The organism is Neisseria sp. HMSC061H08 (genome assembly GCF_001836795.1).
GTDB classification, from domain to species: Bacteria; Pseudomonadota; Gammaproteobacteria; order Burkholderiales; family Neisseriaceae; genus Neisseria; species Neisseria subflava_A.
In genome coordinates this window covers 45,600-59,116 of sequence record NZ_KV830548.1, presented here as the reverse complement: position 1 = coordinate 59,116, position 13,517 = coordinate 45,600, and the positions used below count along the sequence as shown (strand labels likewise).

The window sequence follows — 13,517 nt, the reverse complement described above, 5'->3', positions numbered from 1 at the left end:
GATTTTGGGGAATTTTGCAAAGGTCTCGGCCTTTTCGGCGTATTTTTCATAAATTTCTTTTCAGAGGTTCAACTTTGCAAAATCGATTTACGATATATGCCATCTTCACGGATAATATCGGCTGACTTTCTGTAAATAATGAGGTTTTATGAATATCAAACGTTTTTCCCTAGCTGCAACCGTATTTGCGGCTTTGATGTTGAGTGCCTGTGAAACAACCACCACATCGAGCGGCGGTGGCAGCTGGACCAACATCGGCACCATCTCTGAAGGCAATATCAAAGTAGCCATTGATAAAAGCAGCATTAAAAGAAATGGCGCGCTGGTTACTTTCCGCGATAAAAAAACCGTTTCCAAACTGAAAGAGGAGCGTTTCGTCAATACGCCGGCTTATAAAACGGCCATCGGCAGCTGGGAAATTCATTGCTCAAACAAAACCTATCGCCTGGCAGCGCTGCAACTGATGGACGAACACGGCCGGGTAATTTCCAACCAAAGCTATACGCCGACCAGCATCCGCCCAATGAGCGTCATGAGCGGCACGATTACTGAAAAACAATACGAAACGGTGTGCGGACATAAGCTTTAATCCACATTTATTCACAAAGTTATCCACAGTTTAAATATTTAAAAGGCCGTCTGAATGCTTTGAATATCAAGTTTCAGACGGCCTTTTTATGTTTTGATGGAAATTTATCTTCAAATTTATCCACAAAATTTGTTTATTCAAAAATAATTTATTACAGCGATTCATTTACGCTCAAAATTTGCTTCATTCTTTCACAAAATACTGCTTTATCCTCTAGACTGCTATGCATCAAACTGGATCTGCACTAAATGCTTTTCACATAGGTATTCCAATCTTTTGGAAAAAAATTGGTTTCTCCAAATGAATATTTCCTTTGATGATACAACCCTTCTTTAACGTAGCCTTGCCCCTGTTTCTCCGTCAATAATCTGACTAGGCGTTTTCTGCTTACCTATCAATCCGCCTACAACCCATACTTTCCTGCCAAACTGTCTTCTGACTTCTCTTTCCGTTTTGCACGCCCGTTTGCCTGCACGATTGCATGAAGTAGAGACTAAAGGCATTTCCAAAACCTGACACAAACGCCTTGCGCCTACGTGTGCCGGAATCCTGACAGCCAATTTACTGCGTCCTTTTCCCCGCAACGAGGGCAATACTTTTTTGCCGGCCGACAATAAAAAAGTTTTCGGAGCCGGCCATGCTTCATGCAGCATGGTTTTGATATTTTCAGACGGCCTTTGCAGCAAAGATTGCAACTGTTCCAAGCTATGGCCAATGACAATCATGCCTTTGTGTTGCGGTCGTTTTTTCAGATGAATCAGTTGGTTGAGTGCTTTAGGCAAAGTAGGGACACAGCCCAAGCCATAGCAAGACTCGGTGGGATAGGCGACCAAACCGCCTTTTTTAAGATGCGCCTGCAACCTGCGTTGGGCTGCAGCCGATAAAATTCTGGGGAACATCATCATATACCAAGGCCGTCTGAAACTGCGATTGTCGGACAATCTGTGTTCAGACGGCCTATTTCTATTCATTATTAACGGTTGATGGCTTTATCGGCAATGTCTTTACGGTATTGCATACCGTCAAAACGGATGGTTTCCAATGCCTCATAAGCCTTGCTCTTAGCCTGTGCAACATCATCGCCCAAACCGACGACACACAATACACGGCCGCCGTTAGTTACAACTTCGCCTTTTTCATTCGTTGCAGTACCGGCATGGAAAACTTTACCGATTTGATTGGCTTTATCCAAGCCAAAAATCACATCGCCTTTTTTCGGAGAGTCAGGATAGTTTTGTGCGGCCAACACCACGCCTACGGCAGTCTGCGGATTCCATTCGGCAGCAACACTATCCAGTTTGCCGTCGATTGCCGCTTCAACCAAATCCACCAAATCGCTATCCAAACGGCTCATAATCGGCTGGGTCTCAGGATCGCCGAAACGGCAGTTAAATTCAATGGTATAAGGCGCACCGCTTTTATCAATCATCAAGCCCGCGTATAAAAAGCCGGTAAACTCATGACCTTCTGCTTTCATACCTGCCACAGTCGGCAAAATAATTTCATTCATCGCGCGCTCGTACACATCAGGCGTTACCACCGGAGCAGGGCTGTATGCGCCCATACCGCCGGTATTAGGGCCTTTGTCGTCATCCAATAGGCGTTTATGGTCTTGACTGGTCGCCATCGGCAAAACATGATTGCCATCCACCATAACAATAAAGCTCGCTTCCTCGCCTTGCAGGAAATCTTCAATCACGACACGCGCGCCTGCATTGCCCATTTTATTGCCCAACAACATATCGTCAATAGCGGCATGTGCTTCATCCAAAGTCATGGCGACAATCACGCCTTTACCGGCAGCCAAACCATCCGCTTTAATAACAATCCGCGCACCTTTTTGGTTGACGTAATTATGTGCCTCATCGGCATTTTCAAAAGTTTGGTATTGCGCGGTTGGAATCTTATATTTTGCCATAAACGCTTTAGCAAAATCCTTTGAGCTCTCCAGCTGGGCCGCGTATTGAGTCGGGCCAAAAATCTTCAATCCGGCAGCACGGAAGTCATTCACCACACCCGCAGCCAAAGGTGCTTCAGGGCCGACTACGGTAAAAGCGATATTTTCATTACGGCAAAAATCAATCAAATCTTGATGCGCCGTTAATGCGATATTCTGCAGTTTAGGCTCAATTGCCGTTCCGGCATTACCAGGTGCAACAAAGACAGTTTCTACTTTAGACGACTGCGCCAATTTCCAAGCCAGTGCGTGTTCACGTCCACCATTACCAATAACGAGCAATTTCATACCGTCTCCTTGAAGAATAGATGTTGTAAATAAAATTCAATCGATGGAATATTGTTCCATCTTGCATAGCTGTTTCAAATTAAGAATAATATTGCACCAAGACAACCATACTCTAATTTCAAACAACGAAAGGAAAATCATGCAAAAACGTATTGACGAAATTCAAAGTAAATACCGCGAATGGTGCGAATTACTTCCGCAACTGGAAGCAGATATCGCCCGCTGGAAACATGCTGCAAGCCTCATGCAAGACATGGATGACTTCTATACTAACGAATACCAAGCATGCTATCAAGCCATTGAAGAAGGGGCAGATGTTGATTTGCGAACACAGGGCGAATACAGCATCATGAGCGAAGATGCCCTATGGAACGCACTGGGAGAATTTCATCAACTGGCTTGGGAACACTTGCGCTCAAGCGTAAATGCTTTAGACAGATACTAAGGCTAAAACATCAAAGGCCGTCTGAAACTTTTGATTGATCAAATATGTTCAGACGACCTTTTATTCAAACGGCTTCTCAGTATTTACTTCAATTTGGCGCGTATTTTTCCAGGCGGCAATACAGGCTTCATAATCGGCCAACGCTATTTTTACTGTCAACTTACAATCCAGCTGCAAATCCTGTTCCACAATATCGGCCTGATATTGTTTGGCAATCCGTATCGCCTCATTCAAAACAGGATATTCACATTTCAACCAAACCGTTTTTTCAACATTCTTTTCAACAACTTCAGCTATCGCTAGTGCCTGAGCCGTTGATTCCTTATAGGCATGAATCAAACCGGGAACACCCAATAGCGTACCGCCAAAATAACGCACAACCACAACCAATACATCCGTTACGCCGACAGAATCAATCTGCCCCAGAATAGGGCGGCCTGCGCTCCCGGACGGTTCTCCATCATCGTTTGCGCGAAACTGCATTCCATCCACACCCAATCGATAGGCGTAACACCAATGTCGCGCCTTGTGATGCTCTTCCTTTAATGGGTCGAGATATTTCTTCACATCGGCCAAAGTGCGGATTGGATAGGCATATGCGATGAAGCGGCTGCCTTTATCTTTAAATTCAGCCTGTGTCGGTGTGGTAATGGTTTTATAGGTCGTAATCATGCCGAAATATTTTCAGACGGCCTTTGTTATAAAAGGCCGTCTGAACGTTTCACGTGAAACATTAGTTTTTCAGTGCTTCTGTCAGTTGAGGCACAACTTCAAACAAATCACCAACCAAGCCGTAATCTGCTACATTGAAAATCGGCGCGTCAGCATCTTTGTTGATGGCAACAATTACTTTACTGTCTTGCATACCGGCAACGTGTTGGATAGCACCGGAAATACCGATAGCGAAGTACAGTTGCGGCGCAACCACTTTACCGGTTTGTCCGACTTGGGCATCGTTTGGCGCATACTCGGCATCCACTGCCGCACGGGACGCACCAATCGCCGCACCCAAAGCATCTGCCAAAGGAGTCAACACTTCATTGAATTTTTCAGCACTACCCAATGCACGACCACCGGAAACAATCACTTTTGCCTGAGTCAATTCAGGACGGTCAGATTGGGAAAGTTGACGGTTTACGAAACGGCTCAGGTTTTGAGCAGGCGTTGCTTCAACATTGACCACTTCTGCATTACCGCCTTGTCCGGCAGCATCAAATGCTGTCGCACGGAAAGTCAGCACCAGTTTTTCAGAATTGGATTGAACAGTTTCAAACGCATTACCGGCATAAATCGGACGGACAAATGTCGAGTTATCCACAACTTCGGTTAAATCCGAAACTTGTGGTACATCCAACAAGGCTGCTACTCGAGGCAGAAGATTTTTGCCAAACGCAGTTGCAGTCGCAGCCACATAGCGGTAATCCGCAGCCAGTTTAACAACCAAAGGCGCCAATTCTTCTGCCAAACCTTCAGCGTAATAGGGCGCATCAGCTGCTAAAACTTTCGCTACACCTGCAACCTGTTTTGCCTCTTCAACGACTGCAGCAGTATTACTGCCGGCAATCAATAAATCTACATTACCCAATTGAGTGGCAGCCGTTACCGCATGCAAAGTGGCAGGATTCAAATGTTGGTTATTATGTTCTGCAATAATCAATACGCTCATTTCATACTCCTTAGATCACTTTGGCTTCGTTTTTCAGCTTTTCAACCAATTCGGCAACATCAGCCACTTTCACACCGGCTTGACGTGCTTTAGGTTCGGCAAATTTCACGGTATTTAAACGCGGAGAAATATCCACAGCCAAATCGGCAGGACTTAATTTTTCCAAAGGTTTTTTCTTTGCCGCCATGATATTAGGAAGTTTGACAAAGCGTGGTTCGTTCAAACGCAAATCCGCACTGATCACCGCAGGCAGCTTCAACGCAACAGTTTCTTCGCCGCCGTCAATTTCACGGGTTACCAATGCTTCTTCGCCTTCAATTTGCACTTTTGATGCAAAAGTACCTTGAGCCGCATTCAACAACGCAGCCAGCATTTGGGCAACTTGGTTGGCGTCATCGTCAATTGCCTGTTTACCTAGCAGTAAAATTTGCGGATTTTCTTTATCCGCAACAGCTTTCAGCAATTTCGCAACGGCCAAAGGCTCCAACTTCGCATCAGTCTCAACATGAACCGCACGGTCGGCACCCATCGCCAAAGCTGTACGCAACGTCTCTTCGCATTTTTTCTCGCCAAGAGAGACAGCAACAATCTCGCTTACTTTTCCGGCTTCTTTCAAACGGACAGCTTCTTCTACCGCGATTTCATCAAACGGGTTCATCGACATTTTGACATTACCGATATCCACATCGGAACCATCGGCTTTCACACGAACTTTGACGTTGTAGTCCACTACGCGCTTTACTGCGACCAGTGCTTTCATTCAATTCTCCTAAAAAGAATGTCCATCAAATCAAGTATACTGCTTTTGATACATTCTTTATATAAAATCCAATTCGGTTTTCACCAACATGACAAAACCAAATTTATATAAATCTTGGCAAATAGAGCGGAATTATATCATTTCTAAAGCATTTACTCAGAAAATAAATCTAACTCTCCAGCAATTATTTACCGTATACTGCAACACAATCCATTAAGGTTTGGTAAACCTCGTCAACATTGGGAATTTGAGCAATACCGCCTAAATTTTTCGCATAAGCCGAAACTTGAACGCCGGTCTTAGCCGGATCTGTATCCGTATAAATTCCTACAACAGGCTTTTCCAACGCATTGGCAAGATGCAGTAGTCCGGTATCTACGCCAATAATACCTTCTGCGTTTTTCAATAAAAATGCAGCCTGTAATAAATTCATTTTGTCGCAGACGAAAGCAAACGGTAAATCGCTTGCAATCTGTTCGGCACGCATTTTTTCGGTTTCATTTCCCCACGGCAGATATACGGTGCATCGTTGTTTTTCATTCAACTTCTTCAATAATGCATGCCAGTGTTCTACCGGCCATAATTTACTATCGCGACTGGTTGCATGCAAAGCAACATAATAGGGAGATTGCACATTTTTCAGACGGCCTGATTCAGGAACCGACAAACCAAACACCTGCGTTTCAGGCATTGTATAACCAAAAACTTGGGCGAATAATTCACGGTTTCGCCAGACCGCATTTTTACCTTTTGGCACGGCAAACGTTTTGCTGTACGCAAGAGCAGCCAAACTTTCACGCGCGCTGTGTTTATCCAAACCGTAAATAGGGGATTTCGCCATTTTGGCAAAACATGCGCTTTTAATCAGTCCTTGACTATCTAAAACAAAATCAAAAGATTCAGCCTGTAAATCCGTTTTCAGATGACCTATTTCGCGCCACGTTTCAGCCTGAAAAAGGTGCTTGCGCCATTGCCGCCATTTCATTACATGAACTTTTTTGACAAAAGGATGTAAGCGGGCAATATCTGCAAACCCTGCCTCACACAGCCAATGGAGCTCTACCTCAGGACATTGTCGCGCCAAATCTTCAACTGCAGGCAACGTATGAATTAAATCGCCCATACTGGACAAGCGGACAAGTAAAATCTTCATATTTTGAAAGATGTTTCACGTGAAACAATAGGATTTAAAATATATTTTATTGATTATTAATGTATTTTTTTATTTCTTCGGCGTTTTCTAAAATAATAGCTCCAGCGGAACGCATTTCCTGCCATGCGGATTCAACCGTTTCCGGAGCAATACCGCGACAAGCCGCCTGATTGACGATGACTTTCCAAGCCCCGCCTTTAAGCAACTGTAAAACTGTTGTCTTCACACAATAATCCGTTGCCAAACCGCCGACAATAACTGTATCTGCATTTTGACAGCGCAACCATTCGATCAAACCTGTACTGAGCTTTTCTTCAATATCGTGAAAACATGCGCCGTAAGGATGTAATTCAGGATCAACGCCTTTCCAAACGCAATAATCGTATTCTTTGGCTGAAGGCAGGCCATCCAACAATTCATAGCCATATGTTCCAACCATCGCATGCGCCACCCAAGTCAAATCCGCATCGGGTAAACCTGTCGGCTTCAACATATCAACAGGATTATCCACAAGCCATTTTGCCGCGGCATGATGCGCATCTTTCGTCATCACGCGCAAATCCGCCAATGCAGCTTGGGCATTGAGTTCATCCGCAATCAGATGACCTTCGGCAACAGGCAATTCTTTCGGGCACAAAGGCGTAAACGTTTTTTGTGCATCTACATCGATAGAAACAATCATGGATTAATATAACCTATTGATTTTATTTTAAATAATTTAAATTTTGCATTTATTGCCAATGTTCGGACATTTGGAATAAATGCTTTGTATTATAACAAATTACGACTGCAAAATGTGGGAAAACATCTGTGATATGATGACAATTCGCACAGTATATTTATCCACAAATTATGTCCTATTCGATTACGCCTATTGCAACCGTTCATTCCCCCTACAAGCAAAAATTCGGCATTGCCCGCCAACCCGGCTTGGTTCCTGCGGCAGAAATTTGCATTGAACTCTCTCCTGAATTTACCGCAGACAGCGTTCGGGGCTTGGAGGATTTCGACTATGTGTGGATAAGTTTTATTTTCCACGGTGTATTGGATGAAGGTTGGGCACAAATGGTGCGTCCGCCACGGCTTGGAGGCAAACAAAAAATGGGCGTATTTGCCACGCGTAGCCCGCACCGCCCCAATCATCTCGGTTTATCCCTGCTGAAACTCGAACGCATCGAAACAGGCAAACCTGTCCGCATTTATTGCAGCGGCGCAGACCTGTTGGACGGTACTCCGGTAGTGGATATCAAACCCTACATCCCGTTTGTCGAATCCAAACCTGACGCATCATCGGGCTTTGTCAGCGGCAAACCTGAAGAATTGAGTGTAGTCTGGGCAGAAAGTACGCTTGCGGAACATTTATCCACAGAAGAAAAACATCTTATTGAGCAAAGCATTGCCCAAGATCCCCGTCCTGCTTACCAAGATATTCCCGAACGGATTTATGTAATGAATATTGCGGATTATGAAGTGCAGTTTAGGATAGAAAACAAATGTGCCACAGTGATTAAACTATCCACAATCTGATTGCAGATTGAAATTTTCTACAAACGAAAGGCCGTCTGAAATGTTCAGACGGCCTTTGAGTTATCCACAGACTGATTGATTCAGCCTGTTATCCTTTAGATTTTGCTGGCAAAGAATTCCAAGGTACGAACCAATTGGCAAGTGTAAGACATTTCATTGTCGTACCAAGCAACAGTTTTCACTAATTGTTTGTCGCCTACGGTCATCACGCGAGTTTGAGTAGCATCGAAGAGTGAGCCGTATTCAATACCGATGACGTCGGAAGAAACGATTTGATCTTCAGTGTAGCCGTAAGACTCGCTGGCGGCAGCTTTCATCGCAGCATTGATTTCTTCTTTGGTCACAGGACGCTCCAGAACAGAAACCAGTTCAGTCAAAGAGCCGGTAGCAACGGGAACGCGTTGGGCAGAACCATCAAGTTTACCGTTCAATTCAGGGATAACCAAGCCGATGGCTTTAGCGGCACCGGTGCTGTTCGGTACGATATTCAAGGCAGCGGCACGGGCGCGGCGGAAGTCGCCTTTGCGGTGTGGCGCGTCAAGAGTGTTTTGGTCGCCGGTATAGGCGTGGATGGTGGTCATCAGGCCTTCAACAATACCGAATTCTTTTTGCAATACTGCAGCCATAGGGGCCAGACAGTTAGTCGTACAAGAAGCGGCGGAGATAACAGTTTCGCTGCCATCCAAAATATCTTGGTTTACGCCGTATACAACGGTTTTTACATCATTACCGCCAGGGGCAGAAATCACAACTTTGCGCGCACCGGCACGGATATGGGCTTCCGCTTTGGTTTTATTGGTAAAGAAACCTGTACATTCGAGGACGACGTCCACACCCAGCTCGCCCCAAGGCAATTCTTCAGGATTAGGATTGGCAAATACTTTGATTTCTTTGCCGTTAACAACAATAGCGTCGTCTTTCAATTCGGCAGAGCCTTCAAAGCGGCCTTGGGTACTGTCGTATTTGAAGAGGTGCAGCAACATATCGGCAGGAGTCAAGTCGTTAACAGCAACGACTTCGATACCTTGGGCTTTTTCAATTTGACGCAATGCCAGACGACCGATACGGCCAAAACCATTAATCGCTACTTTAATACTCATTTTGCTACTCCTATTAGATGGAATGGGAAAAATTTCTCAGTGAGGCCATTGTATCCTGAAATAAAATTACTTTCTAGAATTACATGGAATTACTTTTAAAATGTTTGATTTAAATAAACAAAACGTGAAATTCTTGATTGTAGGAAAATATCGAATTTGTCTAAACAGTCCTGTTTTTTGGTATTTTATTTCATAAATTTCATTTTTTTATCTTATTTTTTTTATAAGTTTATGATTTTCATAAATTTAGTTCTATTTTTCTGTATTTTGCCGTTTTTATGCTGATAACTCAGTCTTTTCTTCAAATCATATTATTTAAGTTTTTAAAACGATGACTTTGATGATGGTCCTAATCCTTTGTGGATAACAGAAGATTTTTCTTTAAAACCAATCCAATAATCACTTTTTATCTTTGAGGCCAACCTCAACTGAATGCCGGAATAAAAAAGGATAGAATCTTAGTTTCCCTATTTATCTGTGGATAAAAACCAAATTACCCACTTCAATTTCACATGCTATTGTGGATAATTTAAACATTGAATTTCACCTCCGCAAAACATCCATATTGGCAAATACTATTAAAAATGATGGCTTGTTTTTTCCTTTTTAACGTATCATTTGCCCATCAGACTTTTTAAAAGGAAGCAATTATGCTGCAACGGACTTTAGCCAAATCAGTAAGCGTTACCGGCGTTGGCCTGCATTCGGGCGAAAGGGTCGCTCTAACTTTGCATCCTGCCGAAGAAAACAGCGGTATTTCGTTCCGCCGTACTGATTTGAGTGGAGAAATGGGCGAAGTCATCCAATTGAATCCTTATTTGATCAACGATACCCGCCTCTCTTCAACCATTGTTACCGATAAAGGCGTGCGCATCGGTACGATTGAACACATTATGTCGGCTCTGTCTGCCTACGGCATCGACAATGCCTTGATTGAATTGAACGCACCCGAAATCCCGATTATGGACGGCTCCAGCCTGCCGTTTATTTACCTTTTACAAGATGCAGGCGTTGTCGATCAAAAAGCCCAAAAACGTTTTTTAAAAATCCTCAAACCCATTGAAATCAAAGAAACCGGAAAATGGGTGCGCTTTACGCCTTACGACGGCTTTAAAGTTACTTTAACCATCGAATTCGACCATCCTGTATTCAATCGCAGCGCACCTACTTTTGAGATTGATTTTGCAGGAAAATCCTATATCGATGAAATTGCCCGCGCCCGTACCTTCGGCTTTATGCACGAAGTGGAAATGATGCGCGCCCATAATCTCGGACTGGGCGGCAATTTGAACAACGCTATCGTGATTGACGACATGGACGTTTTGAATCCGGAAGGTTTGCGCTATCCCGATGAATTTGTCCGCCACAAAATCCTGGATGCAATTGGCGATTTGTACATTGTCGGCCATCCGATTATTGGCGCATTTGAAGGTTACAAATCAGGTCATGCCATCAATAATGCGCTGTTGCGTGCCGTTTTGGCAGACGAAACGGCTTACGAATGGGTTGAGTTTGCCGATGACGAAGAATTGCCCACCGCTTTTCACGAGTTGCCGGCAGCCTGATAAAAAATAGATAAAGCAGTCCAATGAGAAGGCCGTCTGAAAGGTTCAGACGGCCTTAATCATGTCATTTTCCACAATTAATTATCCACATATTCATTCTTTTTATCTTATTGAAAAATAAAAATATTAAAATTTAACGTTATTCTTATACACATCTTATCCATATATTTTCCCAAACTAAAAAGGCCGTCTGAACTTGGTTTCAGACGGCCTTTTTCATGTCAAACCGACAATATCAATCGCCCATAACCTTGCCTTCGCGGCGCGGGTCGGCGCCACCGAGCAAACCGTCTTTGCCGATCACAATGCCTTGTACGCCAGAATTCAAATCGCGGATTTGGACTTTGTAGCCCAGTTTTTCCAATGCTGACGCTTTGTCCGCCGCTGCAGTTTTATCCTCGATTTCATACTGGCTGCCGCGGTTGAGCATATTCGGTAGGGAGATTGCCGTCTGAATGTCCATGCCCCAATCGATATGCGCCACCAGCGTTTTGGCAACGAAACCGATAATGCGGCTGCCGCCGGGCGAACCGACTGCCAGATAAGGCTTGCCGTCTTTCATTACAATGGTTGGCGCCATTGAAGAACGCGGCCGCTTGCCGCCAGCCACGCTGTTGGCCACCGTTTTACCGTCCGCGCCGACAGGATTGAAAGCGAAATCGGTCAATTCATTGTTGAGCAGATAACCGTTTGCCATCAGCCCTGAGCCGAACGCATTTTCAATCGAAGTCGTCATCGATACGACGTTGCCGTCTTTATCCACAACCACCAAATGGCTGGTGGATGGCAGCTCGACCGCCATGCCCTGCGCGTATGCCTTGCCGAACTTGCCCGCCTGAATATTTTCCAATGCCTTGTCAGCTTTACGGATTTCTTCGGCGCGCGGTTTCAGGTAAGCCTGAGAAATCAGGGCGCGGGTCGGGACGTTCACGAACTTGGGATCACCGACATAATAATCGCGGTCGGCAAAAGCAATCCGCGACGCATCGCCTATCCAGCGCCAACTGTGGATATTTTCCGCACCTAACGCCTTCATATCCTGATTCTGCAATACGCCCAAAATCTCACCCAAAGCAATCGCGCCCGAACTTGGCGCGCCCATGCCGCAGACTTCGTATTCACGATACGGCGCGCAAACCGGTTCGCGCTCGATAACGCGGTAGTTTTTCAAATCCGCCATGCTGATTTTGCCGGGATTATCCACAGCGCCGGTAACGGCACGAACAATATTCTGTGCCTGCACCCCCTGATAAAACGGTGCGCTGCCTTTTTCCGCCAACAGGCGTACGGAACGCGCAAATTCAGGGTTTTTCAAAACTGTTCCCGCAGCCAAAGGTTTGCCGTCAGGTAGGAAATAGGCGGCGGTTTGCGGATAACGTTGCAAAGGTTCCAAATTTTGCTCGATGGATTTCGCCATACGCGGAGAAACGGCAAAACCTTGTTCCGCCAAAGTAATCGGTTTCTCAAACAAACTTGCCCACGGTAATTTGCCGTAACGCTTGTGGACATCTTCCAACAGCTTCGGAATCCCCGGCACACCGACCGAACGGCCGCCGACCACCGCTTTCATAAAGCCCATCGGTTTGCCGTTTTCGTCCAAGAAAAGTTCCGGTGTTGCCGCTTTCGGCGCTGTTTCACGGGCATCAAACGTCGTCAGCTTTTTCGCCTTATTGTCCCAATACACCAAAAACGCACCGCCGCCCAATCCGGAAGACTGCGGCTCAACCAGTCCCAAAGTTGTCTGCATGGCAATCATCGCATCTATCGCGCTGCCGCCGCGTTTCAAAACCTCGTATCCCGCCTCGGTTGCCAACGGATTGGCAGACGCCGCCATATAATGCTTGGCGCGGATTAACTTCTGCTCAGTCAGCCCCGTCCCTTGTTCCGGCGCATGGTTATCCACAGATACAGAGGGCAGGGCAACTTGAGGTTTTAGAGCCGGCTGTTGCGCACAAGCAGCCAATATCAAAACAGATAACAATTTAATACCAAAGGAAAATTTCATATTCACTCCATAAATTTAAATATTTTCAGACGGCCTTTTCCCAACTTGAACAAGAGGAAATATGAAAATATTCAGAAATAAAAAACCATTTGACTATTTCCCTACTCAATCAGTTCCGATTGGAGAAGTATAAAACAAGCTAAGATTGTGCACAGGCAAAAGTTATTCACAGAATGAAGCGGCAGAAAATTTTTATCCACATATGCAAACAAGGCTGACTGTACTTTATCCTCATCAAGAAATATCAGCTAAGTATTTGAAAAATTGTTTTAATCAAAGTTATCAACAATCTGTGGCAGCACTCAATATCATCTTCTATTTATTATTTAAAATCTTATTTATAGTTTGTTTTCCCAAAAGCAAAGGCCGTCTGAAACGTAAAGGCATCTTTTCAAAAAATTAAAAAGTTAAGGATTGTTAAAAACGTGTAAATCAGCTAGAGTTACGCTTGATAAAATTAAT

At 44.7% G+C, this 13,517-nt stretch carries 13 protein-coding genes; 4 read left to right on the top strand and 9 right to left on the bottom strand.

Annotated features, from left to right (window positions below; translation table 11 throughout):
* Positions 1-148: 148 nt before the first annotated feature.
* Positions 149-589, top strand: coding sequence for a surface-adhesin E family protein (locus HMPREF2675_RS00520; protein ID WP_049323011.1), 441 nt, complete (start codon positions 149-151; stop codon positions 587-589).
* Between the two features lie 332 nt (positions 590-921).
* Here the strand turns inward: HMPREF2675_RS00520 and HMPREF2675_RS00515 are convergent, their stop codons facing one another.
* Both HMPREF2675_RS00515 and purD read right to left on the bottom strand, forming a co-directional pair.
* Positions 922-1,491 (bottom strand): L-threonylcarbamoyladenylate synthase, encoded by a 570-nt coding sequence (locus tag HMPREF2675_RS00515; protein ID WP_070813689.1) that lies wholly within the window; start codon positions 1,489-1,491, stop codon positions 922-924.
* Positions 1,492-1,562: 71 nt separating this feature from the next.
* Positions 1,563-2,834 carry a phosphoribosylamine--glycine ligase gene (purD, locus tag HMPREF2675_RS00510; protein WP_070813688.1) on the bottom strand — a complete coding sequence of 424 codons (1,272 nt, stop codon included), beginning with the start codon at positions 2,832-2,834 and terminating at the stop codon, positions 1,563-1,565.
* A gap of 139 nt (positions 2,835-2,973) precedes the next feature.
* Here purD and HMPREF2675_RS00505 point away from each other — a divergent pair, with 139 nt between their 5' ends.
* Complete coding sequence (locus HMPREF2675_RS00505; protein ID WP_070813687.1) at positions 2,974-3,279, top strand: DUF4298 domain-containing protein; 306 nt, start codon at positions 2,974-2,976, stop codon at positions 3,277-3,279.
* Positions 3,280-3,339: 60 nt separating this feature from the next.
* Here HMPREF2675_RS00505 and HMPREF2675_RS00500 read toward each other — a convergent pair whose 3' ends face one another.
* The 5 genes from HMPREF2675_RS00500 to HMPREF2675_RS00480 all read right to left on the bottom strand — a co-directional run bounded on the left by HMPREF2675_RS00500 (position 3,340) and on the right by HMPREF2675_RS00480 (position 7,540).
* A complete protein-coding gene (locus HMPREF2675_RS00500) occupies positions 3,340-3,951 on the bottom strand; it encodes an IMPACT family protein (protein WP_049323008.1) in 612 nt (203 codons plus the stop codon).
* Between the two features lie 61 nt (positions 3,952-4,012).
* A complete protein-coding gene (locus HMPREF2675_RS00495; RefSeq protein ID WP_070813686.1) occupies positions 4,013-4,945 on the bottom strand; it encodes an electron transfer flavoprotein subunit alpha/FixB family protein in 933 nt (310 codons plus the stop codon).
* A gap of 10 nt (positions 4,946-4,955) precedes the next feature.
* Positions 4,956-5,705: an electron transfer flavoprotein subunit beta/FixA family protein gene (locus HMPREF2675_RS00490; protein WP_003686610.1), complete on the bottom strand. Its 750-nt coding sequence runs from the start codon at positions 5,703-5,705 to the stop codon at positions 4,956-4,958.
* A gap of 184 nt (positions 5,706-5,889) precedes the next feature.
* Complete coding sequence (gene waaC, locus HMPREF2675_RS00485; protein ID WP_070813685.1) at positions 5,890-6,858, bottom strand: lipopolysaccharide heptosyltransferase I; 969 nt, start codon at positions 6,856-6,858, stop codon at positions 5,890-5,892.
* Positions 6,859-6,904: 46 nt separating this feature from the next.
* On the bottom strand, positions 6,905-7,540 hold the full coding sequence (locus HMPREF2675_RS00480; protein WP_070813684.1) for a nicotinamidase: 636 nt from the start codon (positions 7,538-7,540) through the stop codon (positions 6,905-6,907).
* 170 nt (positions 7,541-7,710) lie between these two features.
* Between HMPREF2675_RS00480 and tsaA the strand changes: the two genes are divergently transcribed.
* Positions 7,711-8,385, top strand: coding sequence for a tRNA (N6-threonylcarbamoyladenosine(37)-N6)-methyltransferase TrmO (tsaA, locus tag HMPREF2675_RS00475; RefSeq protein ID WP_070813683.1), 675 nt, complete (start codon positions 7,711-7,713; stop codon positions 8,383-8,385).
* Positions 8,386-8,480: 95 nt separating this feature from the next.
* On the opposite strand, the gene gap is transcribed toward tsaA, so the two are convergent.
* Positions 8,481-9,485 carry a type I glyceraldehyde-3-phosphate dehydrogenase gene (gap, locus tag HMPREF2675_RS00470; protein ID WP_003747744.1) on the bottom strand — a complete coding sequence of 335 codons (1,005 nt, stop codon included), beginning with the start codon at positions 9,483-9,485 and terminating at the stop codon, positions 8,481-8,483.
* Between the two features lie 650 nt (positions 9,486-10,135).
* On the opposite strand from gap, the gene lpxC reads away from it, so the two are divergent.
* Complete coding sequence (gene lpxC, locus HMPREF2675_RS00465) at positions 10,136-11,050, top strand: UDP-3-O-acyl-N-acetylglucosamine deacetylase (protein ID WP_036492441.1); 915 nt, start codon at positions 10,136-10,138, stop codon at positions 11,048-11,050.
* 235 nt (positions 11,051-11,285) lie between these two features.
* Here lpxC and ggt read toward each other — a convergent pair whose 3' ends face one another.
* Positions 11,286-13,055: a gamma-glutamyltransferase gene (gene ggt, locus HMPREF2675_RS00460; RefSeq protein WP_070813682.1), complete on the bottom strand. Its 1,770-nt coding sequence runs from the start codon at positions 13,053-13,055 to the stop codon at positions 11,286-11,288.
* Positions 13,056-13,517: the final 462 nt, after the last annotated feature.